The sequence below is a fragment of the Neisseria subflava genome (assembly GCF_003044645.1).
Taxonomy (GTDB): domain Bacteria; phylum Pseudomonadota; class Gammaproteobacteria; order Burkholderiales; family Neisseriaceae; genus Neisseria; species Neisseria subflava_B.
In genome coordinates this window covers 1-24,115 of record NZ_POXL01000005.1, presented here as the reverse complement: position 1 = coordinate 24,115, position 24,115 = coordinate 1, and the positions used below count along the sequence as shown (strand labels likewise).

20 protein-coding genes are annotated in these 24,115 nt (G+C 48.3%); 10 read left to right on the top strand and 10 right to left on the bottom strand.

The window, feature by feature from the left end:
* Positions 1-11: 11 nt before the first annotated feature.
* Positions 12-707, top strand: coding sequence for an LrgB family protein (locus DBY97_RS06430; RefSeq protein ID WP_107857849.1), 696 nt, complete (start codon positions 12-14; stop codon positions 705-707).
* Between the two features lie 80 nt (positions 708-787).
* Here DBY97_RS06430 and DBY97_RS06425 read toward each other — a convergent pair whose 3' ends face one another.
* The 3 genes from DBY97_RS06425 to DBY97_RS06415 form a co-directional block, all read right to left on the bottom strand.
* The gene (locus DBY97_RS06425) at positions 788-1,333 is read right to left on the bottom strand and encodes a hypothetical protein (RefSeq protein WP_107857848.1); all 546 of its coding nucleotides are present in this window, start codon (positions 1,331-1,333) and stop codon (positions 788-790) included.
* Between the two features lie 309 nt (positions 1,334-1,642).
* Positions 1,643-1,735, bottom strand: coding sequence for a methionine/alanine import family NSS transporter small subunit (locus tag DBY97_RS06420; RefSeq protein WP_036472778.1), 93 nt, complete (start codon positions 1,733-1,735; stop codon positions 1,643-1,645).
* On the bottom strand, positions 1,735-3,270 hold the full coding sequence (locus DBY97_RS06415; protein WP_107857847.1) for a sodium-dependent transporter: 1,536 nt from the start codon (positions 3,268-3,270) through the stop codon (positions 1,735-1,737). The genes DBY97_RS06420 and DBY97_RS06415 overlap by 1 nt, the downstream gene beginning before the upstream one ends.
* A gap of 776 nt (positions 3,271-4,046) precedes the next feature.
* On the opposite strand from DBY97_RS06415, the gene gap reads away from it, so the two are divergent.
* From gap to DBY97_RS06400, 3 genes are all read left to right on the top strand, one after another.
* Positions 4,047-5,075, top strand: a complete 1,029-nt coding sequence (gene gap / locus DBY97_RS06410; protein WP_049335996.1) for a type I glyceraldehyde-3-phosphate dehydrogenase — start codon at positions 4,047-4,049, stop codon at positions 5,073-5,075.
* A gap of 100 nt (positions 5,076-5,175) precedes the next feature.
* On the top strand, positions 5,176-7,383 hold the full coding sequence (gene uvrD, locus DBY97_RS06405; protein ID WP_107857846.1) for a DNA helicase II: 2,208 nt from the start codon (positions 5,176-5,178) through the stop codon (positions 7,381-7,383).
* A 154-nt stretch (positions 7,384-7,537) separates the two neighbouring features.
* Positions 7,538-8,071 carry an SMI1/KNR4 family protein gene (locus tag DBY97_RS06400; protein WP_107857845.1) on the top strand — a complete coding sequence of 178 codons (534 nt, stop codon included), beginning with the start codon at positions 7,538-7,540 and terminating at the stop codon, positions 8,069-8,071.
* 153 nt (positions 8,072-8,224) lie between these two features.
* Here DBY97_RS06400 and DBY97_RS06395 read toward each other — a convergent pair whose 3' ends face one another.
* The 6 genes from DBY97_RS06395 to polA all read right to left on the bottom strand — a co-directional run bounded on the left by DBY97_RS06395 (position 8,225) and on the right by polA (position 18,307).
* Positions 8,225-8,605, bottom strand: a complete 381-nt coding sequence (locus tag DBY97_RS06395) for a putative zinc-binding protein (protein ID WP_003748129.1) — start codon at positions 8,603-8,605, stop codon at positions 8,225-8,227.
* 261 nt (positions 8,606-8,866) lie between these two features.
* Positions 8,867-12,154 (bottom strand): DUF2339 domain-containing protein, encoded by a 3,288-nt coding sequence (locus DBY97_RS06390; RefSeq protein ID WP_107857844.1) that lies wholly within the window; start codon positions 12,152-12,154, stop codon positions 8,867-8,869.
* 247 nt (positions 12,155-12,401) lie between these two features.
* The gene (locus DBY97_RS06385; protein ID WP_107848627.1) at positions 12,402-12,896 is read right to left on the bottom strand and encodes a GlcG/HbpS family heme-binding protein; all 495 of its coding nucleotides are present in this window, start codon (positions 12,894-12,896) and stop codon (positions 12,402-12,404) included.
* Positions 12,897-13,186: 290 nt separating this feature from the next.
* Positions 13,187-14,110, bottom strand: a complete 924-nt coding sequence (locus DBY97_RS06380; RefSeq protein WP_107848626.1) for a DUF4435 domain-containing protein — start codon at positions 14,108-14,110, stop codon at positions 13,187-13,189.
* On the bottom strand, positions 14,107-15,447 hold the full coding sequence (locus DBY97_RS06375) for an AAA family ATPase (protein WP_003748123.1): 1,341 nt from the start codon (positions 15,445-15,447) through the stop codon (positions 14,107-14,109). Before DBY97_RS06375 ends, DBY97_RS06380 begins: the two co-directional genes overlap by 4 nt.
* Before the next feature lie 46 nt (positions 15,448-15,493).
* On the bottom strand, positions 15,494-18,307 hold the full coding sequence (gene polA, locus DBY97_RS06370) for a DNA polymerase I (protein WP_107857843.1): 2,814 nt from the start codon (positions 18,305-18,307) through the stop codon (positions 15,494-15,496).
* Between the two features lie 181 nt (positions 18,308-18,488).
* On the opposite strand from polA, the gene DBY97_RS06365 reads away from it, so the two are divergent.
* The 6 genes from DBY97_RS06365 (at position 18,489) to DBY97_RS06340 (ending at position 23,760) form a co-directional block, all read left to right on the top strand.
* Positions 18,489-18,989, top strand: coding sequence for a hypothetical protein (locus DBY97_RS06365; RefSeq protein WP_107857842.1), 501 nt, complete (start codon positions 18,489-18,491; stop codon positions 18,987-18,989).
* Positions 18,986-19,408, top strand: coding sequence for a toxin-antitoxin system protein (locus tag DBY97_RS06360; protein ID WP_107857841.1), 423 nt, complete (start codon positions 18,986-18,988; stop codon positions 19,406-19,408). Before DBY97_RS06365 ends, DBY97_RS06360 begins: the two co-directional genes overlap by 4 nt.
* A gap of 78 nt (positions 19,409-19,486) precedes the next feature.
* Positions 19,487-20,155 carry a PspA/IM30 family protein gene (locus DBY97_RS06355; protein WP_107857840.1) on the top strand — a complete coding sequence of 223 codons (669 nt, stop codon included), beginning with the start codon at positions 19,487-19,489 and terminating at the stop codon, positions 20,153-20,155.
* A 214-nt stretch (positions 20,156-20,369) separates the two neighbouring features.
* The gene (locus DBY97_RS06350) at positions 20,370-21,035 is read left to right on the top strand and encodes a YqiJ family protein (protein WP_107857839.1); all 666 of its coding nucleotides are present in this window, start codon (positions 20,370-20,372) and stop codon (positions 21,033-21,035) included.
* Positions 21,036-21,268: 233 nt separating this feature from the next.
* Positions 21,269-21,943, top strand: coding sequence for a hypothetical protein (locus DBY97_RS06345; protein WP_107857838.1), 675 nt, complete (start codon positions 21,269-21,271; stop codon positions 21,941-21,943).
* 104 nt (positions 21,944-22,047) lie between these two features.
* A complete protein-coding gene (locus tag DBY97_RS06340) occupies positions 22,048-23,760 on the top strand; it encodes a flotillin family protein (protein WP_107857837.1) in 1,713 nt (570 codons plus the stop codon).
* Between the two features lie 177 nt (positions 23,761-23,937).
* On the opposite strand, the gene DBY97_RS06335 is transcribed toward DBY97_RS06340, so the two are convergent.
* Positions 23,938-24,115 (bottom strand): transposase (locus DBY97_RS06335; RefSeq protein WP_143811553.1); only part of this gene is annotated, 178 nt, incomplete at its 5' end.

Here is a 24,115-nt window from a genome sequence, read left to right as displayed (position 1 = left end):
AGAGAATAAAAATGGACTACACCGCCCTCGCCTGCCTGATTTGGACCTGTTTCGCCTACATCGTTGCCAAAAAAATCCACCGCAAAAAACCCTTAATGATTTTCTCCCCCGTCGTTACCGTCTCCGTCAGCACCATCCTCCTGCTGCTGGCATTCGGCGTCAATTACGACACCTACCACAAATATACCCAAGGCATCGTCTTCCTGCTTACTCCGGTTACCGTTGCCTTTGCCGTCCCCATTTATGAAAACCGCGAAGTCATCCGCCGCCAACTGCCCATCCTCTCCATCGCCATTATGGTGGGCATGTTTATCGGCGTAGTCAGCGCATTCCTCATGAGCCATATGTTCCACTTCAACAATGAAGTAACCAACAGCCTGATGGCGCGTTCCATCTCCACGCCGTTTGCCGTCGTCCTCGCCAGCGAAATCCACGGTTCAGCCTCGCTCGTTTCCCTGTTCACCATCATCACCGGCTTTGTCGGCATGATATTCGGCGACCTGTTTTTGGCCTTCACCCGCATCCGTTTCCGTACCGCCAACGGCGTAGCATTCGGCAATGCCGCCCACGGCTTCGGCACATCACGCGCCGGACAACGCCACGAAACCGAAGGCGTCATGGCGAGTCTGACCATGATTTTGGCCGGACTGTTTATGGTATTGTTTGGCCCGACCATGGTGCATTTGGTAATTTGGATGATGAGTTAGGCCCCGTCCTGATGACCATACACAAAAAGGCCGTCTGAAACATATATCGGTTTCAGACGGCCTTTTATATTATGGAATGATTACAGTTTGAAAATAGAAGCCTCTGCTAAATCATGAATGGTATCCAACGCAGATGAACCTGTACCATTGCTTGAATAGGTCGCATTGTCTGAGGAAAGACCGGCAGAAGAATCAAGAGGATCAGCCTCACCAAACGCACGGCTCAAAAGTTCATCGCCATCGAAAGCTTTGGATTCCAATATCGGCTTCGCGGCCGGCTGCGCAGGCTCGAAACCTTCCCACTCACGTGGATCAAGGCGGATGATATGATCATCGTCATAACCGTCATTAGGACCTTTGCCTTCCCCTGAAAAAGTACCGTCCCACTCGCGCGGATCGAGGCGGATGGTATGGTCATCATCATAGCTGTCATTAGGCCCTTTGCCTTCTCCTGAAAATGTACCGTCCCATTCGCGCGGATCGAGGCGGATGGTATGGTCATCATCATAGCCATCATTAGGTCCTTTGCCTTCTCCTGAAAAAGTACCGTCCCACTCGCGCGGATCGAGGCGGATAACAAAATCTTCAGAATCACTTTCTTTACTTGGTTGATGTACTTTAGCCATGAAATTCTCCTTAACAAATAAACGGATACTGTACCTAATGCCTCATAAAAGGTATTGCGGACTCTATTCTAGAACAAAGAAAACAGCGGGCAAAGATTGAAGGGAACAACGGTTTATTAACACGATAATCGTATTTAAATCTTTTTAAAACAAATAGATATAATTTATACATCATACCCGGTCATCCATAATTAAAAATCTCGCCCATGCCGTCCACCAAGATGATTTCCCCTCTTCCGTCCCCTTGCTATGTAACAAAAAGGCCGTCTGAAAAATGACTTTCAGACGGCCCTTTCATTTGCTCAAGCCTTATTCTTTAGGCAGGCGCAGGACGGAGACAATGAATCCGCCCCAAATGACGATCAATGCGACAAGCATCATAATAATGGCTGAAGTACTCATTATTCGTCTCCTTCACGTTCGTGTTCATGTTCGTCTTTGACGTTGAAGCCCTGACCGTGTTTCCACGGCAAGAACGACAGCAAGACCGACAATACGAGGATGGCGCCCACCATGCCCCAGCCGAAGATATTGAGGAAGCTGTCAGGATAGCCGCTGTAATTCTCTTTTAAGAGGCCGGCAGTATCCTGATAAAGCATATAGCCGAGCATGGCGACGGTAACCACCACGCTGGCGGTCCACACTTTGCCGACACGGATGGAAGACAGCGCGTTCAAGTGGTTACGCAGTTCCGGCAGCTTGTTCAACAAGACAATTGCCAAAACGTAAACAAAACCGGAAGCCACAATGCCGTAAGTATTGATGAATTTGTCCAATACGTCCAACACAGGCAGGCCGGTGGTCGTACCGAACAGCAAGGTGGAAATAATCGCCATGGGAACGCCTGCAATCATCGTTGCGCTGACACGGCCGATGTTCATTTTGTCTTGAATCGCGGCCACAATCACTTCAACGATGGAAATCATAGAAGTTACCCCCGCAAATACCAGCGAGCCGAAGAACAATACGCCGATCAATGCACCCATCGGCGCTTGGTTGATGATGGTCGGGAACGCGATAAACGCCAAACCGATACCGTTGGATGCCACTTCGCTGACTTCTTTGCCTGCGGCTTGAGCCATAAAGCCCAATGCGGCAAATACGCCGATACCGGCGAGCAACTCAAAGCTACTGTTGGCAAAGCCGACAACCAAGCCGGTGCCGCCCAAGTCGGTTTTTTTCTTCAGGTAAGAAGAATAAGTAATCATGATGCCGAAGCAGATGGAGAGCGAGAAGAAGATCTGGCCATATGCGGCTACCCAGACTTTCGGATCCGCCAAGCGGCTCCAGTCAGGCGTAAACAAAGCGTCCAAACCTTTTGCCGCGCCCGGCAGGGTCAGGGCGATGCCCACCATGATGACAAACATCACCACCAACAAAGGCATGAAGAATGTGGACGCACCGGCCACGCCTTTTTGCACGCCCAAAGCCATAATCGCCAGCGTAAACACCCACACGGCAATCAACGGACCGGCAACTTTGCCGACAAAATCCAAGCCCAAGTCTTTGGCATCGGCCATTTGCAGGAAGTCTTTGAAGAAGAATGCCTGCGGATCCGTACCCCATGCCGAAGTAAACGAATAATAGGCATAGCTTGCCGCCCAGCCGACAATCACGGCGTAGTAGATACAGATGATGACGTTGGTCAGGAAGTTCCACCAACCCACCGGCTCAAACCAACGGCCGAGGCGGCGAAAGGCCAAAGGAGGCGAACCGCGGTAACGGTGGCCGATGGCGTAGTCGAGCAGCAACAGCGGAATACCTGCCGTCAACAGCGCAACCAAGTAAGGGAGGACGAAAGCACCGCCGCCGTTGTCGAAGGCGATGTAAGGGAAACGCCAAATGTTGCCTAAGCCTACGGCCGAGCCGATGGCGGCAAACATAAAGGCACGGCGACTGCTAAACGTCGCGCGTTCGCTGGATTGAGAATTTGACACGATGAACCTCTTAAAAATCGAGTGTCGTCAAGGCCTCCCGGCCTTGCGCGTATATATTTAGAAATCAGGTCGGACAAACCGGCCGGTTAAAATAGATATTCGGACAAGGATAATATCCGGTATTTAAAGAATGCACCGCTTATGACCATGCAAACATAATCTGACCTTATCGTAAAAAAATTTAACACTGTTGGCAAGTCAGTATTGCATTAAAATCGCAAGGAAAATCTTCATGCACTGCGACTAAAATCTTCATACACTTCTTTATATACAAGCCAAACGCAACACCCAAGCCCCGTTTTTCCCTCCTCTTCCCACTGACAACCGCCCTCTCCGCAAACCGCCTTTCCCTTATCCTGTAAGGAAAAGCGGCAACCCAACGCATTCAAATCCCCCGTCATCAAAATGTTTCAGACGGCCTGTTTTCCTTCCGTCCAATCCGGGCCGTCTGAAAATTTCACTGTTGCATGTTGTAATCAAGAAACCGTCCCAAAATTCCGTTTAATATAAACAAAAACAATCCGCCTTTTCCCGTTTTCTTCATTACCATGATTTAAAACAGACATAAAACACCAAAATATGAAATTAATAAAAATAAAATTTCAAAAAATATTAAACAACATTAAATTTAAACCTGTATTTCTACTCTAATCATCTACAATCAAAAATAATCAAACCAAAAAATTTCAATAAAACATTAATTACACAACACTACATTTTTGCTATAATTGCCGCCATTCAATCCACAACCCAAACCCAAAAGAAGAGGAAAAGCCATGGGTATCAAAGTTGCCATCAACGGTTACGGCCGTATCGGCCGCCAAGTAGTGCGCGCTATTTTTGACTACAAACTGCAAGACCAACTCGACATCGTTGCCATCAATGCCAGCGGCAGCATCGAGACCAACGCTCACCTGACTAAATTCGACACTGTTCACGGCCGCTTTGACGCCGATGTTTCCCATGATGAAAAACACCTCATCATCAACGGTAAAAAAATCCCTTACTTCTCCACCCGCAACCCAGCCGAATTGCCATGGGGCGAATTGGGCGTTGACCTGGTAATGGAATGTACCGGCGCGTTTACCAGCAAAGAGAAAGCCAAAATCCACTTGGAAAGCGGCGCGAAAAAAGTGCTGATTTCCGCTCCCGGCGGCGATGACGTTGACGCAACCATCGTTTACGGCGTAAACGACGACGTGATTACCGACGACATGACCGTTATCTCCAACGCGTCTTGTACCACCAACTGCTTGGCACCTGTGGCCAAAGTGTTGAACGAAAACATCGGTATCGTAAACGGCGTGATGACCACCATCCACGCGCTGACCAACGACCAAACCGTAACCGACGTACGCCACAAAGACCTGCGCCGTGCGCGTAGCGGCGTGGAAAACATGATTCCGACCAAAACCGGCGCAGCAAAAGCCGTCGGTTTGGTATTGCCAGACCTGAAAGGCAAACTTGACGGCCTCGCCATCCGCGTACCGACCGTCAACGTTTCCCTGGTTGACCTGAGCTTCCAAGCAGGCCGCGACACTTCCGCCGAAGAAATCAACGCGCTGATGAAAGCCGCTTCCGAAGAAGGCCGTCTGAAAGGCGTATTGGCCTACAATACCCTACCGCTGGTTTCCATGGACTTCAACCACACTACCCAAGCCAGCACATTTGACTCTACGCTGACCAAAGTCACCGCAGGCAAAATGGTTAAAGTGTTCGCATGGTACGACAACGAGTGGGGCTTCAGCTGCCAAATGCTGAACACCGCGCGCCGTATGTTCGGTTTGGAAGTACGTCCGTTCTAATCGGCTTCCAACACAAAGGCCGTCTGAAACATCTTTTCAGACGGCCTTTTGTATTTCCTTTAAAATATCGCATTCCCATTTATTTTCAGACGGCCTCTTCATGTTTTCCAACGAATCCGCCCCCAATCTGCTGCAAGGCTTAAACCCCGAACAACTCTCCGCCGTAACCTGGCCGCCGCAATCCGCCCTCGTTTTGGCTGGCGCAGGCAGCGGCAAAACACGCGTACTGACCACGCGTATCGCATGGCTTTTGCAAAGCGGGCAAGCCAGCGTGCACAGCATTATGGCGGTAACGTTTACCAACAAAGCCGCCAAAGAAATGCAGACCCGTTTGGGCGCGATGATTCCCGTCAACGTCCGCGCCATGTGGCTCGGCACGTTCCACGGCCTCTGCCACCGCTTTCTACGCCTGCACCACCGCGACGCAGGCCTGCCCTCTTCCTTCCAAATCCTCGACAGCGGCGACCAGCTTTCCCTGATCAAACGTCTGCTCAAAAGCCTCAACATCGCCGAAGAAATCATCGCGCCGCGTTCGCTGCAAGGCTTTATCAACGCACAAAAAGAATCCGGCTTGCGCGCTTCCGTATTGAGCGCGCCCGATCCGCACACACGCCGCATGATTGAGTGCTACGCCGAATACGACAAAATCTGCCAACGCGAAGGCGTAGTCGATTTCGCCGAACTCATGCTCCGCAGCTACGAAATGCTGCAAAGCAACGAAATCCTGCGCCAACACTACCAAAACCGCTTCAACCACATTCTGGTCGACGAGTTCCAAGACACTAACAAGCTGCAATACGCCTGGCTGAAACTGATTGCCGGCAACAATGCCGCCGTCTTTGCCGTCGGCGACGACGACCAAAGCATCTACCGGTTCCGCGGCGCGCACGTCGGCAACATGACCGCGCTGATGGAAGAATTCCACATCGACGCGCCCGTCAAACTCGAACAAAACTACCGCTCCGTCGGCAACATCCTCGCCGCCGCCAACGCCGTCATCGAAAACAACGACGAACGCCTCGGCAAAAACCTGCGCACCGACGCCGAAGCTGGCGACAAAATCCGCTACTACTCCGCCTTTACCGACCTCGAAGAAGCCCAATTCATCGTGGACGAAACCAAAGCCCTCGAACGTGAAGGCTGGGATTTGGACGAAATCGCCGTCCTCTACCGCAGCAACGCCCAATCGCGCGTCATCGAACAAAGCCTGTTCCGCAGCGGCATCCCCTACAAAATCTACGGCGGCCTGCGCTTTTACGAACGCCAAGAAATCAAACACGCCCTCGCCTACCTGCGCCTCGCCGTCAATCCCGACGACGACAACGCCCTCTTGCGCGTCATCAACTTCCCACCGCGCGGCATCGGTGCACGCACCATCGAGAACCTTCAGACGGCCTCAAACGAACAAGGCATCACCCTCTGGCAGGCAGCCTGCAACGCCGGCGCAAAAGCCACCAAAATCGCCGCCTTCGTCCGCCTGATTGAAGCCCTGCGCAACCAAGTCGGACAACTGCCCCTGTCCGAAATCATCGTCGGCATCCTCAAAGACAGCGGCCTGACCCAACACTACCAAACCCAAAAAGGCGACAACCAAGACCGCCTCGATAACCTCGACGAACTCGTCAACGCCGCCATCGAGTTCAAACCCGAAGACAGCAACTTTGAAACTCTGCCCGAAAACATTTCAGACGACCCTGCCTTCCCTATCCTCGCTTTCTTGAGCAATGCCGCCCTCGAATCCGGCGAAAACCAAGCAGGCGCAGGCGAAAAAGCCGTCCAACTGATGACCGTCCACGCCTCCAAAGGCTTGGAATTCAACGCCGTCTTCCTCACCGGCATGGAAGAAGGCCGCTTCCCCAGTGAAATGAGCCTTGCCGAACGCGGCGGCCTCGAAGAAGAACGCCGCCTCATGTACGTCGCCATCACCCGCGCCCGCAAACGCCTCTACATCACCATGGCGCAACAACGTATGCTGCACGGACAAACCCAATTCGGCATCGTCTCCCGCTTCGTCGAAGAAATCCCGCCCGAAGTATTGCACTACCTGTCCGTTAAAAAACCCGCCTACGACAGCTACGGTAGCACGCGCCAGACCACCGTACAAAGGGACAAAATCATAGACGACTTCAAACAGCCGCAAACCTACGCAGGCTTCCGCATCGGCCAAAACGTCCGCCACGCCAAATTCGGCACCGGCGTCATCATCGATGCCGTGAACAAAGGCGAATCCGCCCGACTGACCATCAATTTCGGCAAACAGGGCGTGAAAGAGCTGGACACCAAGTTTGCAAAATTGGAAGAGATGTAAAAGGGAGATGACAGAGGTCGTCTGAAAAACGAGGGCAACAAGCTTTGCCCAAAATTCCGCCGTCATTACCGCTCAGGCGGGAATGACAGACAGTAAAAGTCGGGTATGAATATCCACCCACCTGTTATAACTGAAATCAATAAGGAAGAACATTATGCCCCAAGTTTTTAAAGATTTTGACTTGTCCTCCGTTTGGGAATCTAATAGTTGGGCGGATAAGGACTACAAAGAAACCCCATTTACCCCTGAGATTTTGGCCGCTGTAGAAAGTGAGCTAGGCTATAAATTACCGCAAAGTTTTATTGCATTGATGGCAGTACAAAACAGCGGGATATTTGTCAAAAACTGCTTTCCGACCACTCAGAGAAATTCGTGGTCGGAAGATCATGTGCAAATTTGCGAGGTATCAGGAATCGGTTTTGAAAAAGAAGGGAGTCTGTGCGGCGTGATGGGGCAAAAACTTTGGCTGGAAGAATGGGAGTATCCGCCTATCGGCGTGTATTTTGCTAACGACCCATCTGCAGGACATGCCATGTTTGCCTTGGACTATCAAGAGTGTGGAAAAGACGGAGAGCCGAAAGTGGTGCTTGTCGAACAAGAATGGGATTTTGAAATAGTCGAACTTGCCCCCGATTTTGAAACCTTTATCCGCAACTTGCGGCATGAAAATGAGTTTTCAGATAACTAATAAAGAGTAGGCCGTCTGAAAACTAAATGGTTTTTCAGACGGCCTAAAGTCTTTATTGTCTCATGTCCAAAATCATGTATCAGATAAAACTTACAGTCCCATGGTTTAGATTCTCAACCGATATTTTGGGAACAATCAGTCAAATAAAGATCGTTAACTGCTCAATACATCGCCCTTCTTCGTCAAAACATATTGATAAACTTCTTCTACCGTAGCTTCGTCATAGCTTTTGCCAAAGCGTTTTTTGTAGCCCAGCTCGTATAGTTTTACATGATGCCCTTCCGGGATTTCAACGCCCACATTTTCCAAACACGATTTGGCGCAATGCAGATGACAGCCGTCAATAACCAACATCGGCCGTCCGGACTGCGCTTTGCGCACCAACGGCGCGACTTTGCCGCCCACGCCGGAAATGCACGACATTTCAAACTCTCCGGCATGGTCGAGCGCCACGGCTGTGTTGTTGGCCAGCTGCGCCACATCGGAACATCCGGAACAAGAATAAATTAAGGGAAGCTCATTGCGGTTAGGCATTTTCTATTTCCTTCGGTAGCGGTTTTTATCTTTATGTATCCACCCATGGTCAGTCTGTCGGGCGCATCATGCGTGGTATGCAGACCCGTTTTCTTTTTTCAGACGGCCTACGGCTTATCCATTTATATATTAAAAGGCATCATAACTCAATACGATTAGACATTCTAGAATAAAGCAGATTGCACCTTCTAAAAAAATAAAGGCCGTCTGAAAACAGATAACGCTGCTTTTTCAGACGGCCTTTTTATTTGAGATTAATGATTAGGCTTTGTGTTCGCCATCATTCTCTGCTTTGGGAGGAACAGGAGCAAACCAGCCGACCAGAAGCAGCAGCAGGCCGACGATGATGAAGGAGACGATGCGCGCGATACCGCCGCTGTTGGAAAGCTCGATCAAGAAGAGTTTGACGACCACGATGCCCATCAGCGTCGCGCCTGTCATCCAGTAGGAGCGTTGTTTGCGGCGGTTGCCGAGTACCATCAAGATGATGGCGGTTACTGCCCAAACGACGGACAGGCTGGCTTGCAAGCCGAAGGATTGGAGCATGATGTCAAGACGCCAAGTAATGCCGTCGTAGAAATGCCATACACGCATCACGCCTGCGCTGATCAGCATAAATGCCAAGGCGGCGACAGTGGTCACTGTGGTACGGCGAAGCTCGGGCGACAAGGCTTCAGGCAGGGATTTCAGTGCAAACCAAAGCATACCGGCGCTGGTGAGTTCCACCGGATTGAGCACGGGAATATACGGCAACGGCGAAGGTTGGAACGGCGTGGAGAAATTGGTCCACAGCATCCAACAGGCAGCGGCAAGGGCGCACAACGGCATAGCAAAATGCTGATAAATGGCTTGATGCCGTCTGAAAAATTCGCGGTGGCGCTGCGTATGGAAAACAATCCACATCACCAAAGGCACGACAAGCCATGAGAGCTGCGACCAAACGCCGGAGAGAAGGCCGCCGACATACAGCGCCGTCCAAAGCGTCCAAAGTACGCCGAGTATCGTGATATTGAGTTTGTGTAACCAAATCAGATCAGGGCGTGGATAATTGTTCAGAATGATAAAGTTCAACACGGTGGCGGCGACAAGCGGCAAGGCTGCGGCGGCTGTCCATACGTGTTCGGTATGGTAGAAGACAAAATGCAGGGCAAACACGGGCAGGAATGCCAAGTTTGCCTGCAGCAACTCTTCCCATTTCAAACGTTTGGCAAACAGCAGTAAGCTGGCAAATATCGGCCACATCCACAACTCGATAAACAGGGTTTCCTCGCCTGTCCATTGCATATAAAGGGCGTAGCTGCCTGTTGCCAACGCAGTAAGCAGGATGATCCAGCCTGCAACCTTCGCAAAGTAAACCTCGTTTCCTTCCGGCTTTTCGGTTGCAACCGACACGCGCGGATATTGCAGCGCGTAGGCAGCCGCAAACAGCAAAGGCGTAGCGGCAATAAGGTACAGATGGCTCAGGAAACCTTGGGATTCATAAATAATACCGGCTTGCAGCAACAGGGCGAACAATACATTGCCCAAGGTAAATGTGATAAACACATTCGGCTCGTGTTTGCGCCGACAGAATGCCCACGCCGCCGCCAAAGCGGAAAGAGCGACAATGCTGCCGCGCTCGGCCAAGAAGAGCAAAGGCAAAATAGAGATGTACAGCAAGGCGGCAGACAACACGGCCGTCTGAACGGATTTTTCCCATTGCGCCGAACCTTCGCGACGCGAGAAATACCACAGCAAGTAAATCGCCGCTCCGCCAAGCAACACCACAACCGTTGTAAACCACTGCCCTTCCAGAACGGTATCGGTGCCGAAGCCCTGATAATTGCCCAACTGAATCAGTGCCGCCAAGAGATAAACCATCAGCGCACCCAAACGGATATGCGGACGCTGTTGGCGCAGACCGAAGAAATAAACCAGTGCAGATTCAGCACTCCACAAAATGACCGTATTGCTCGGTTCAAAATAAAGCGGAACGGCAATCGTGAGGAACAACACCGCCAACGCAAAAAATGCCTGACGCAAAATATACAAACCCTGCTGACGTTTCAGCAGCAGCGCGGCCAGTCCGTAAACCGCGGCAAAACCCAATGCAGAAAGCGCATCCGCAGACGGCCAATGCTCCACCATGCGGTATTGCAGGCCGAACGCCGCCGCCATCGTGCCAAACAATAAAGTATGGTCGAGGACATGCACGCGCAGGCCGTGTGTATAAATACTCTTGCCGATTTCTTCCAAAGTCGCATTGTCGGCAATCGGCGTAACGCCGTCTTCACTGTTTTCCGTCAACTTACGGCGTGCGAACAGATACGCGATAAAGGTATAGAGCAGCCAGTGGTAAATCAAGAAAGGCTCGGTAGTGGCGAAATGTTGCGGCGTATAACTTCGCATGCCCCACAGCGCGGCAATGGCAAAAGTAGCGACAAAACCCGTCAGGTTCAGCGGACGCCATGCCTTAAACCAAGCAATCGCGGCCACACCGCCGTTGAGCAGGGCAAGATAAGAAAACAGCACCAAATAATTGCCGCTGCCGTCTGAAGTCAGCAAAGGCGCGGCCATACCGCCGATTAAAGCAACCTGCGCCATAATTTGCGCATTCTGCCTTACCGCCAGCCACGCCATCAGCACAACCATCGCCACCATCAGCCCGAACACGACCGACACAGGCAGCAGCGGATGCAGTTTCAACGCCGCCAATGCCGTCAAATACATTACCGCCACGCCAAAACCCTGCAACACCAAGCCATATTCACGCTTACGGCTTTGCAGCTTCCAGCCGCCGACCACCGCCGCCAAACCCGCGCCTGCCACAGTCAGATAGCGCAGCTCCACCGGCACATGAACCCGCTCGGAAGCGTAGCGTAAGAGGAACGCCAAGCCGAGGAACAGCACCACAATACCGGTTTTCAACAGCGGATTACCGCGCAAGAACCAAGCAACAATCGGATTGTCGGAAAACTTATACTCTCCGCCTTCCACCTTATCTTTATGGATAACGAATTGACGCGATGGCGCTTCTTCGCTTTCAGACGACATCGAAGCAACAACAGCCTCTTTTTTAGACAGCCCTGCTTGTTCAGCAACAACCGGAGCAACCGCCTCGACAACTTCTTCCACAACAGGCTCAGACGAAGCAACAGCCTTGGCAGAAACAGGATTAATAGGTATAGAAAAAGAAGGAGCAAACGCTTCCTCAATTTTCTGCTTAACAGGCGCAGCTTCCGCCTCAGGCTCAACCCGAACATGACGCGGCTCGGAGGCCGTCTGAACATCGGCAACAGCCCGAACCTCAAGCCCCTGCCCTACCTTCGCCTCATCACGGACAGCCTCATGCTCCAACACCGACAAACGCCTTTTCAGCAGCTCGACTTCCTGCTCCAGCTTTTGCATCCTGTCGCCTGCCGTAGCAGATTCAGCCAAACGCTCTTCTTGACGCTGTTTCGCGATTGACCAAGCAACCAACCAAAACAACGATCCAATAATCACGCCCGTGGCCATCTCATCAAGAAAATAGCCGATAACAATAGGAATAAGCAGGCCGAAAAACTGCATGAAACACCTGTTTGATAACAATAAGAATATGCCGATTGTAACACCGGCAACATTATTCATGAAAAAAAGAGATAAAAGGCCGAGAATAAAAGCATACGGCAAATAGAATGTAGGGAATCAGTATAGAAAAAGGCCGCCTGAAAATAGTGTGAGGTTAAACCCACATTTTCAGACGGCCTCTACCTATTTCAACAACCCAACGCAAATCATGAAAAGAAACGCATTGGGTCTTGTTTCAAACTACGGCTTAACTTCCCGACAATACTGCCGCACCTGCTTTCGCGACGCTTTCGTCTTCATCGACCGAGCCGCCGCTCACACCGACACTGCCGACGATAACACCGTTTTTATCCACCAACAGCACACCGCCGGGAAAAATCACCAAACCGTCGTTAGTCACCTCAATACCGTAAAGCTCGCCGCCCGGCTGCGAAGCCTTGCCCAGATCGCGGGTGGACATATTGAAATAGCGTGCCGTTTTCGCCTTTTTCTGCGCAATATCGATGCTGCCGATAAACGCATCGTCCATACGCGCAAACGCCTTCAAATTACCGCCCGCGTCCATGACCGCGATATTCATCGGCACCTTGATTTCACGCGCCTTTTTCATCGAAGCCTGCACCACCGCCTGCGCCTGAGCCGTCGTCAAATCGCCCGGCAGCGTTTTGGTCAAACCCGCCGAAAACGCCGGCGCACCCAATGCCAAAGTACACAACAATGCAACTGATTTTATGCCGCGCATAACTATCTCCTTGTATTGAATCAATGAAAGGTACTGCACTTTTGATTGTATGCCTGTCGGCGGGAAGAATAAAGGTCGTCTGAAAACCATAAGATAGGTTTTCAGACGACCTCGGATGGGTTTTGGGTCAACTACCGTGTGCGTGTATTGAGGCATGCACGCAGTTTCAGTTTAGTAGATTGAACTCCCAAATCCGACGGCTTTTGAGACGACTGCGATTTTGTCGGATATTTAAGTATTCAACTCATAGCTAGCCATAAATCATGCACAAAGAATACACAGAATACAAGCTATGCGTTATGTAATAATTTTAAAATCTTAGTTCCTACATTTGTTTTGAGAAACTCTTCTTGTTCGGCAGCGATTCTCAAAAGAACTTCTATATCAGAAGCATATTTTTTACCAGATTTATCTTCCTTTAAAAGGTACTTTTTTGTATGGTGCAAAAAGAAATCTTTTAAAATTTCTGTAACATCATGTCCACGACTTAGTCTCCATTTAGGTTCAGTTTGCTTTAACTCATATGCTTTTTCAAATAAATCATCTATATCACTCTTTCTAGGGGAACATGAAGATAACCTTTTCCTGAGATTTTCTATATCAAAAGACATGTTCCAGTTAGATAGATTAGAATTATTGAACGAAATAAATTCAAATAAATCCACTCCGTCTAAGATCGTTCTTCTATCAGCCAACATTTCATTTGCTGCCCGAATAGCTCCTACTTCCCTAGAAAAATTTTCTAGTTTAGGAAGGAGAAGTCTAAGACAATCGTTAATATCGACATTATCTTTAGGATGTAAATTCACAAGCAACTTAGTTAATGCTTGTGAGTTAACTAAAAATGTTTCTATATCATTAAAGAAAAATGTTTTAGTATCAGTACAATAAAAAGAATAAATTAAATTGGAATCTTCTTTTATTCTGCTACATAAATAATCATAATCCACGTCTATCAAGAAATAAATTCCACGCTTTTCTACTTCCGATTTTTGGTTTAGAAGATCCAGCATATTTAAACTTTTGTCTTTACCTTTCGACTCCGTAAATCTAATTGGCTTCCCTATAAAGAAAGGAACTAATAAATCTTTATCTGTTTCTCCCTCTACAACCAATGTTATTTTTTTATATGAATTAAAAATTAATTTTGCCTCATCAATTATATACGTAGGTGATTGGGCAACATCCTTTAATGATTTATGTGGTTTAATCATTTCAATAATCCCCAATATTGCTCAGATAATTCTAGAACATTATCCCAATTTCCATTAATCAATGCAGGGGCATGTGTAGCGATTACCACAGAAAAGCTATTAATTTCTTGTATTTTTATCAAAATATTTACAAATTCTTCTTGCCATGCAGGATGTAAAGAAATTTCTGGCTCATCAATTAAAACTAGCGTATCAGAATCAATATTAAAAATTAATTTACCTATCAATAATATTAAATGCTGCTCACCAGAAGATAGCTCATCTAATGAGATGTTTTTAATATATTTTTGCTTAAAAATAGGATATATTTCAAACCCTATTTCAGGAGAAACTTTTATATATTTAAAAGAAAGTAAGGTATTTAGATTTTGGGTAAAAAGGGAGATTTTTTTTGCTAAAGGCTCTAATTTTGCAAGACGTTCCACAATATCAGTCAAATAAACCTCTAAAACTTTTTCTCCTGTATTATCTTTGATATGAGAAATGAGAGACTGAATTGAATTAGGATTTAATGCTACATTTGACAATATCCCTAAATCTTGAAAGTTTTCTTCGTACTTACTAATTTTTGTTAATAATGAAAAAATTTTTGTTGTTCTGTTTGATGTATTAGACTTATCTAATTGCTTCAATAATCTTTCTGGAAAGGAAGCTTCTCTTTTTCGATTTTCAGTAAATTGTATTCTTAGGGATTGTTGTATTAATTCCTGTATACTATTTTGTAAACCAAATATTGTAAGGCTATTTTTCTCATAATCAGATACTTCTCCATAATTTTGCATATGACTAAAATTAATTAATCTATTCGTCGATATGTATAATACTTGGATTTGTTGAGTAATCTCTATCAGCCATTCAAAATTTCTAGTTAACTCAAATATAGAAGTGTGGTTCTTAAACTTTCTAAGTATTTCTGGAAAGGTCAAGATAATATCTTCTGAGTCAAAAGATTTCCATTGATTTTCTCCAATCCTGTATATTGGCAAAAAATTTTCTAAATTAGCGATAGCATCAAAAAAATTACTATCTAACAATAATTTATTATGTAAGAAAGTTATATTTATTTCATCAATATAGTAATTGCTTTTTATTTTTCGAAAAGTAATAGGTTTATTTTGATTAGATATGAAAAATCTAATTTCTTGAAAATCAGTATGTATGAAAAATAAAAGATTATTTTGAGCAAATGCTTCAATAATTTTTAAAATCGTAGATTTTCCATACCCATTAGGAGCAGTAATAATCTTAATAAAATTTTCTTTACTGGTTAAATCTATATTATAATTGAACATACCAAATAATTTTTTGATTTCAATACGAGTGATTTTATTCGACATAATAAATATTTCCTTAAGTTCAAAATAAATAATTGGTGTTACTAACTCAATGTGCCTCTTCCCAATTCATACCCACGCCCACTTCTGCCACCAGCGGCACGTTCAACTTCCCTTCGTCCACTTTTGCCATAATCTGCGGCAGTTTTTCTTTGACTAAATCCAGCTCGGCTTCGGGTATTTCCAACACCAATTCGTCATGCACCTGCATAATCAGTTTGGTTTTCAGGCAGTCCCACGGGGAGGCTTTGCACTCTGAAAGCCAGCGGGATACGTCTATCATGGCGCGTTTGATGAGGTCGGAGGCGGTGCCCTGCATGGGGGCGTTGATGGCGGCGCGTTCGGCTCCAGCGCGGGCGTTGGCGTTTTTGTTGTGGATGTCGGGCAGGTAGAGGCGGCGGCCGAACAGGGTTTCGACGAAGCCTTGGGCGGCGGCTTGTTCTTTGGTGCGCTGCATGTATTCGGCGACGCCGGGATAGCGGGCGAAGTAGCGGTCGATAAAGTTTTTGGCGGAGATGTTGTCGATGCCCAATGATTTGGCAAGGCCGTATTGGCCCATGCCGTAAATGAGGCCGAAATTGATGGTTTTGGCATAGCGGCGTTGTTCGGACGAGACGTTTTCAGGGGCAATCCCGAACACTTCGGCGGCGGTGCGGCGGTGTACGTCTTCGCCGTTTTGGAACGCGGTAATCAGGGTTTTGTCACCGGAGAGGTGCGCCATGATGCGCAGCTCGATTTGGGAATAGTCGGCGGAAACGATGACGCTGCCTTGCGGTGCGGTAAAGGCACGGCGCACGCGGCGGCCTTCTACGGTGCGGATGGGGATGTTTTGCAGGTTGGGGTTGTTGCTGGCGAGGCGGCCGGTAATGGCGACGGCTTGGGCGTAAGTGGTATGCACGCGACCGTCTTTGGGGGAAATCATTTCGGGCAGTTTGTCGGTGTAGGTGGATTTAAGTTTCGCCAGGCTGCGGTTTTGCAGGATGATTTTGGGCAATGGATAGTCGGGCGCGAGCTGTTCGAGCACGGCTTCGTTGGTGGAAATGCCGCCTTTGGCGGTTTTTTTCAGGCCTTTGGTGGGGATGCCCATTTTATCGAACAGGATTTCTTGCAGCTGTTTGGGCGAGTTGAGGTTGAACGGCTGACCTGCGGCGGCGTAGGCTTCTTGTTCGAGCTTCATCAGCTCTGCGCCGAGTTCTGCGCTTTGGCGGGCGAGTTCGGCGCGGTCGATTTGCACGCCGTTGCGTTCCATTTCAAACAATACCTGTGCGACGGGCAGCTCCATTTTTTCATACATTTCAAGCTGTTTGGCGTCCATTTGCGCGCGCAGGTGCGCTTCGAGGCGCAGGGCGAAATCAGCGTCTTGGGCGGCGTATTCGGTCGCCTGCCCGATGGCGACATCGGCAAAACCGATTTGCTTCGCGCCTTTGCCGCACAACGATTCGTAAGTAATGGTTTCCAAGCCGAGCCAGCGTTCGGACAATTCGTCCAAGCCGTGTCCGAGATGGCTCTCAATAATGTAGGAAGCGAGCATGGAATCGCCGGCAATGCCGTTCAGGGCGATGTCGTAGTTGGCAAAAACATGTTGGTCGTATTTGAGGTTTTGCCCGATTTTTTTCAGGGCGGGGTTTTCCAAATGCGGTTTCAGACGGCCTAATACGTCTTGCAAATCAAGCTGTTCAGGCGCAGCAGTCAGGCTGTGTCCTACAGGAATGTAAACCGCTTCGCCTGCTTGGAACGCGATGCTGATGCCGACCAGCGAGGCGTTCATCGCGTCTAATGACGTGGTTTCCGTATCGATGCCGATTTTTTCCGCCTGAGCCAGTTTGTCCAACAAGGCGGCAAACTGCGCTTCGGTGGTAACGGCTTGATAATCCAGCTTTTCAGGGACTGGGGCGAGTTCGGGTTGTTTTTCAGGCTGTGTTTCCATCGCCAATGCGGCTTGTTCGCCGATATGCTCACTGCCGAACAAATCTGTGTTTTGCGCTTCGTGCATACGGCTTTCCGCCTCTTTCAGCCAAGTGCGGAAACCCCAGCGTTTGAAATCGACAACCAGCTGCGCCCATTTAGGCGTAGTACGGCGCAGGCTTTCAAGGCCGTCTGAAAGCTCGGTGTGCAAGTCCACATCGGTTTTAATCGTTACCAAATCATACGACAGCGGCAGTTGTTCCAAAGCGGCTTGCAGGTTTTCGCCGACCTTGCCTTTGACTTCGCCAGCGTGTTCCATCACGCCGGCCAGCGAGCCGTAGGCTTCCAGCCACTTCACCGCCGTTTTCGGGCCGCATTTTTCCACACCCGGCACGTTGTCCACCTTGTCGCCCATCAGCGCGAGATAATCGCGGATTTGGTCGGGACGCACGCCGAATTTTTCTTTCACGCCTTCAATGTCCAGCGTTTCGCCGCTCATCGTGTTCACCAGCGTCACGCGCTCGTTCACCAACTGCGCCATGTCCTTATCGCCGGTAGATACCACCACGTTCCACCCTGCTTCGCTAGCCATCTTAGCCAAAGTTCCGATAACGTCATCCGCTTCCACCTGCGGAATCACCAATACCGGCCAGCCCATCAGGCGCACCAAATCCGGCAAGGCTTCCGCCTGCGGGCGCAAATCGTCCGGCATCGGCGGGCGCGTCGCCTTATAGTCGGGGAACATCTCGTGGCGGAAATTCTTACCCTTAGCATCAAACACCACCGCGCAATAGTCGTGCACATAATCCGCACGCAGCCGGCGCAGCATATTCAACACGCCATACATCGCCCCAGTCGGCGCACCGTCGGGCGCAGACAAATTCTGCCCCATAGCATGATAGGCGCGGTAAAGATAAGAAGAGCCGTCAACGAGAAGGAGTGTGGGTTTGTTGGACATGGAGAACCTGCTGTGTGTATGAAAATAATGTACGGATTATAAAGGAAAAGGCCGTCTGAAAACCGAAAATCAAGTTTCAGACGGCCTGATGTTTACATAAATATACGGTTTCAGGTATTGCGCCTCAGAATCCCATCTTGTATATTTGTATTCAAATGAATACAAACCAAAGCAGACGAATATGAATGCAACGAACCGTATCCCAATTAGTGTGCGCATCACTCAGGAAGATGCTGATTTTATTGCCGAACTTAAAATCGAAGGAGCAAATACGCCGTCTGAAAAAATCCGCGAACTGCTCAAGCTGGCGCGCTTGGCGCATACGCAGACACGCGATTACAGCTCCGCACTGACGGCGCAGGAGCAATTTTTCCAAGCGGCAAAACACGAAATCTTGCACGCTGAAAAACAGGCCGGAGTGCATTCGCATATCGTGGCGAGGTTGTTTGAACAACTGCCTGACTTAGGCGCAACACTCGCCGCCGACCTGCCCGAAGAAGCTGACCTCGACGATTTGAAAAAATACGAGCGCGAACTGATGTGGCGCATCGTCCGCCTGACTGACAGCATCCTACAACTCGCCGTAACCGGCAAAGGCGCGGCATACGACGACAGCGTTCTGCAACAGCTTGAAAATACTTTGAGACTGGCAAAGATTGTACAACAGATAGGTGAGGAATGACGCACAACAGTAAACAGGCTGAACGACAGAGAAGGTACGAAAAGCGTATTGCAACCATCCAAGCCAGTAAATACGGCCTGATGAATAACAGCAAGTGGGCAAAAATCTTCCGTCTAATTACTGAATATACTGGCGTAGTAGAAGCCCGTGCCAAAATATTGGGTGATGAATATTTATATTCGATGAAATTGGAAATTTATGCCGACACGCTCAGTTCTTCCGAATCATATAGCACAAACCTGCGTGGCTATACGGCTGACGGCATGGCCGGCCCGTTAAAACTTGCAGAAATCGAATACATAATTGTTACACTTCCACCTAATATCGACCATGAAACATTACTCTTAATCATCCACCAAAGCGGACAATACGAAATTGAAATACAGGCCGATACGCTAATTGTATATGGCTGGAAATAATAAAAGGCCAGCAGAAAAACAAAGTGTGCAGCTTATATGTATTTATCAACATAAAGAAAGATAGAAAGGAAAATCCAAATGAGCGAAACCCTATCCCGCCGAGTAGGCCGTCTGGTGAGCGGCGGTTTTCATGCCCTGATTGATGCGGCGGAAAACCTCGCACCTGAAGCGGTAATGAACGAAAGCATCCGCGAAATTGAGCGCGCAGTAGATGAAGTGCGTGCTGAGTTGGGCAAAGTGTTGGCGCAGAAACATCTTGCCGCCAAGAAAATGGCCGATGAAAGCAACCGCCACGAGGCTATCGATGCCAATCTGCAAGCCGCCGTAGATGCCGGTCGAGATGACCTTGCCGAAGCGGGTATCGCCGAGCAGATGGACATCGAAGCGCGTTTGCCCATCTTGGAAAACACCATTGCCGATTGTGCCGCACAAGAAAAAGAGCTTGAAGGCTTTATCGCCGCCCTGCAGGCGAAAAAACGCGAGATGCAGCAGCAGTTGCAAGACTGGCGTGCCGCACAGCAGAATGCTGGCGCAGGCAAAACAGCCGGTGGTAACGGCAGCGACCTCAACCGCATTGCCCGTGATGCTGAAAAAAGCGGCAATGCCTTCGACCGTGTGATGGGTCGCCAAAACTCGGTACACAGCAGCACCGATGCGGCGCAGTTGGCCAAGCTGAAAGAACTGGAAGACTTAAGCCGCAACAACCGCATTGCCGAAAGATTGGCGGCATTGAAAGCGAAATCATAAGCTATATTGAGAAAATCGCGGTTTCAGACGGCCTTTATCTTCACGGGGCCGTCTGAAAAAAGAAAACCATACACGCTTCAATAACAAAAAGATGCCGGATTGAGAAAAATCCTGTCAGTTACGACAAATTAATAAAAATATCCATATCCAATCGGCTTAACTTTAAAATAAAATATATGCCGTCTGAAAATTAAAAAGAATAAGGAAATGCAATATGTGGAATTTAATCAACGCCCCCGAAACTGAAATCTTCGGCATTGCCATTGCGCTGATGGTTTTGCTCGGTGTGTTGGAAGTCATTTCCATGCTGGCAGGCGGTATCAGCGATTGGTTGGACAACCTATTGCCCGACAGTCTGACCGAAACCGCACACGCCGAGGTAGGATTGGATGTGGCGGATGCAGGCATATTCGTGCGTTTCCTGAGTTGGCTGTATGTCGGACGTATTCCGGTGTTGATGTTGATGGTGGTGTTTCTTGCCGTATACGGACTGACGGGTTATCTGTTTCAGACGGCCTTTGCCACTGTATTCGGCAGTTATCTGAATGGCACGCTGGCAGCAGTCATCGTTTGGTTTCTTTCCCTGCCCTTAGTACGGGTGACGGCTAGCGGTTTGTACAAAATTATGCCGAAAGATGAAACCACTGCCGTTTCGCAAGAAAGTTTAATCGGCCGCATCGGCACAGTGGTGCTGGGCGAAGCTCGGGTAGGCAATGCGGCGCAGGTGCGCGTGAAAGATGCTTACGGCCAACAGCATTATGTGATGGTAGAACCTGACTCTGAAGATGTATTAAAACAAGGAGATGCGGTATTGCTGGTGTCGTTGGACGGAAATACATTTAAAGCGATTTTGAATCCGAGCGGCAGCTTGGTTGATTAATGCCGTCTGAAATTACAAATTTTGCGGCACCGCCAAAAATACGAATATCGACTGCCATCATTCTAGCTAAGGTAGGAATTCAGTTCTTGGAATTTCAGTAAGATTTATAAATACCTGTAATTTTTAAAGTTCTAGATTTTCACCTACACAGGAATGACTATGATACATTTGTATTCTTTATTATCAATAATGAAATTTTTTGATAATTTATTTGTAAAGAGGAGCAATAAGAAATGTCTGAATGGTTAAAGGATTGGCCAAACATACTTAGTTTGATCGTATCCATCATCAGTATGTTTGGCTTTCCTAACTTAATACGCAGGTTTGGTGGGTTAGAAAGACTTTCTAAAAGTCAAATTGAATATAGACAGGCAAAAGAATTAATTCATCTTATTACGCAAGCAGAATACCAAGGTAGAAAGCCTCATGCTTATTTAATAGAAAAAGGATACGGGGCAATTTCTGGTACAAATAAATTAGATTCTGAGGAGATTATTTATTGCTTAGGGATGAAATCTCCTAATCGAGCTTTAAGGTATTACACTTTGGGATTGAAATACTTGGAATATTCTGCAATAGTTGGGAAAGTATGTTTTAAAGAAAAATTCAATGATAGAAAGAGAAGGTTAAAAAATTATATATTGAATTATATTAGATATTTTATTTTTGCAATAATAGCAGCAGTAATTTTATGGGTGCCTACCCAAGTTGATTTTAAAAACTCTTATTATTCTTTCATATTTTTAGCAATTATATCATTACCTTTTATAGGTTTATCATTTGTTTATTTGTCTGAAGCATCGGATTTGAATTTTGCAGAAAAATTCATGAAACTTCAAGCCGAAACGTTTAAAGAATCAGATTTTGAAACTTTAATAGCAAATGAACCTGAAACAAAAAAAACCTGAACGAGAAAACTAAGAATTTTAACCCTTTCAGACGGCCTCTTTCCCTCAAGGCCTTCTGAATCCACCGCCCTCAAAGGCTTATTAACAAGAAGAAAGGAAAAACCATGAACTTGGTCTCCATCGGCACCATCGCCGGCGTCATACTCGTCGCGCTAATTGTACTCGGCCTCATCCTGACCCGTCTGTATCGCCGTGCCAGTAAAGAAGTCTCATTTGTCCGCACTGGTTTTGGTGGTGAAAAAGTCATTATGAACGGCGGTGCGATGGTGCTGCCCGTATTGCACGAAATCATCCCCGTCAACATGAATACACTGCGCCTTGAAGTGCGCCGCGCTGCCCAACAAGCGCTGATTACCCGCGACCGTATGCGCGTTGACGTAATGGCAGAATTTTACGTCCGCGTTAAACCCAGCGCCGAGAGCATTGCGACTGCCGCGCAAACGCTGGGTATGAAAACCATGTCTCCCGATGAGTTGAAAGACCTCGTCGAAGGTAAATTCGTTGATGCCCTGCGCGCCGTTGCCGCAGAAATGGCAATGGAAGAACTTCATGAAAAACGTGTTGATTTCGTACAGAAAGTACAACAAGTCGTAAGCGAAGATTTGTTTAAAAACGGTCTCGAACTCGAAACCGTTTCCCTAACCGGCCTCGACCAAACCAGTTTTGAGTTCTTCAACCCGCAAAACGCCTTTGACGCGGAAGGTTTGACCAAACTGACCGAAACTATCGAAGGCCGCCGCAAAAAACGTAACGAAATCGAACAAGACACCGACTTGGCAATTAAAACCAAAAACCTCGAAGCCGAGCAGCAACGCCTGAAAATCTCACGCGAAGAAGAATACGCCAAACTCGAACAAGAGCGTGAAATTTCGGTACGCCGTGCTGAACAAGAAGCCAGCATCGCCGAACAAGAAGCTCAGAAAAAACGTGAAGCGGAAGAAGCCAAAATTGCCGCCGAACGCGAAGTGGATCTGAAACGCATCGCAGCCGAACGCGACATTAAAAACGAAGACATTAGAAAAGCCCAAGCCGTTGAGCAAGCGGAGGTTGAACGCCGCAAAGCCATCGAATTGGCCGAGCAAGACCGCGCCATCGCCGTTGCCGAAAAATCGCGTGCCGAATCTGAAGCCAAAGCTGAAGCCGATAAAGCCCGCGCCGCCGCCGTTCGCGAAGAAGAGAGCGTGATTACCGTACGCGAAACCGAACGCGCCGAGCGTGCCAAAGCGGTGGAACTGATTGCCGCTGAAGAAGCCGCGCAAAAAGATGCGATTTCGCTCACTGTTGCCGCTGAAGCCGAAAAACAAGCCGCACAAGACCGCGCAGAAGCCGTGCGTATTGCCGCCGAAGCCGAAGCCGAAAAACACCGCCTGCAAGCCAAAGGTGAGGCAGATGCCAAAATTCTGTTGGCGCAAGCGCAAGAGCAACAATACAAGGTTGACGCCGAAGGTACCCGCGCTGTGAACGAAGCTGCCAACGTCCTGAGCGTTGAACAGGTTGAAATGCAAGTCCGCCTTGCCCTCTTAAAACACCTGCCGGACATCATCCGCGAATCCGTCCGCCCAATGGAAAAAATCGAAGACATCAAAATCTTGCAAGTCAATGGTCTGGGTGGCTTTGCCGGTGGTGCAAACGGTGCGGAAGGTGTTTCAGACGGCCAAACCACACAAGCCAGCCTTGCAGACCAAATGGTCAACAGCGCCCTGCGCTACCGCAGCCAAGCCCCGTTGGTCGACGGTCTCTTGAAAGAGTTAGGACTGAATGGTGGCGACATCAACGGTCTGACCCAAGGACTGGATAAAACCATCGACCAATCATAAACGAATACCGTAATAATGATTTAAAGGCCGAGACCTTTGCAAAATTCCTTTTCCCCCTGACAGCCGAAACCCAAACACAGGTTTTCGGCTGTTTTTGTTTCAAATATCCATTGATTCTACTCAAATACCCTCTTAATCCCCCTTGGATACCTGATCAATCAGACATCCGGCCGCCTTTTAGGCGGCAACAGGTGCACTTAGTCTGTTGGCGGCTTTTAAAAGGTTCAGACACATCGCCTTCAGATGGCTTTGCGCACTCACTTTAATCAGCCCGAAATAGGCTGCCCGGGCATAGCGGAATTTACGGTGTAACGTACCGAAGCTTTGTTCGACTACATAACGGGTCTTCGACAAA

What these genes read in the sequence shown, in the direction of transcription:
- DBY97_RS06390 (WP_107857844.1), bottom strand. Translation starts at nt 12,154, where the DNA reads ATGCAGTTTTTCGGCCTGCTTATTCCTATTGTTATCGGCTATTTTCTT.
- DBY97_RS06430 (WP_107857849.1), top strand. Translation starts at nt 12, where the DNA reads ATGGACTACACCGCCCTCGCCTGCCTGATTTGGACCTGTTTCGCCTAC.
- DBY97_RS06375 (WP_003748123.1), bottom strand. Translation starts at nt 15,447, where the DNA reads ATGTCGAATAAAATCACTCGTATTGAAATCAAAAAATTATTTGGTATG.
- gap (WP_049335996.1), top strand. Translation starts at nt 4,047, where the DNA reads ATGGGTATCAAAGTTGCCATCAACGGTTACGGCCGTATCGGCCGCCAA.
- DBY97_RS06355 (WP_107857840.1), top strand. Translation starts at nt 19,487, where the DNA reads ATGAGCGAAACCCTATCCCGCCGAGTAGGCCGTCTGGTGAGCGGCGGT.
- polA (WP_107857843.1), bottom strand. Translation starts at nt 18,307, where the DNA reads ATGTCCAACAAACCCACACTCCTTCTCGTTGACGGCTCTTCTTATCTT.
- DBY97_RS06385 (WP_107848627.1), bottom strand. Translation starts at nt 12,896, where the DNA reads ATGCGCGGCATAAAATCAGTTGCATTGTTGTGTACTTTGGCATTGGGT.
- DBY97_RS06365 (WP_107857842.1), top strand. Translation starts at nt 18,489, where the DNA reads ATGAATGCAACGAACCGTATCCCAATTAGTGTGCGCATCACTCAGGAA.
- DBY97_RS06340 (WP_107857837.1), top strand. Translation starts at nt 22,048, where the DNA reads ATGAACTTGGTCTCCATCGGCACCATCGCCGGCGTCATACTCGTCGCG.
- DBY97_RS06425 (WP_107857848.1), bottom strand. Translation starts at nt 1,333, where the DNA reads ATGGCTAAAGTACATCAACCAAGTAAAGAAAGTGATTCTGAAGATTTT.
- DBY97_RS06345 (WP_107857838.1), top strand. Translation starts at nt 21,269, where the DNA reads ATGTCTGAATGGTTAAAGGATTGGCCAAACATACTTAGTTTGATCGTA.
- DBY97_RS06380 (WP_107848626.1), bottom strand. Translation starts at nt 14,110, where the DNA reads ATGATTAAACCACATAAATCATTAAAGGATGTTGCCCAATCACCTACG.
- DBY97_RS06420 (WP_036472778.1), bottom strand. Translation starts at nt 1,735, where the DNA reads ATGAGTACTTCAGCCATTATTATGATGCTTGTCGCATTGATCGTCATT.
- DBY97_RS06350 (WP_107857839.1), top strand. Translation starts at nt 20,370, where the DNA reads ATGTGGAATTTAATCAACGCCCCCGAAACTGAAATCTTCGGCATTGCC.
- DBY97_RS06400 (WP_107857845.1), top strand. Translation starts at nt 7,538, where the DNA reads ATGCCCCAAGTTTTTAAAGATTTTGACTTGTCCTCCGTTTGGGAATCT.
- DBY97_RS06360 (WP_107857841.1), top strand. Translation starts at nt 18,986, where the DNA reads ATGACGCACAACAGTAAACAGGCTGAACGACAGAGAAGGTACGAAAAG.
- uvrD (WP_107857846.1), top strand. Translation starts at nt 5,176, where the DNA reads ATGTTTTCCAACGAATCCGCCCCCAATCTGCTGCAAGGCTTAAACCCC.
- DBY97_RS06395 (WP_003748129.1), bottom strand. Translation starts at nt 8,605, where the DNA reads ATGCCTAACCGCAATGAGCTTCCCTTAATTTATTCTTGTTCCGGATGT.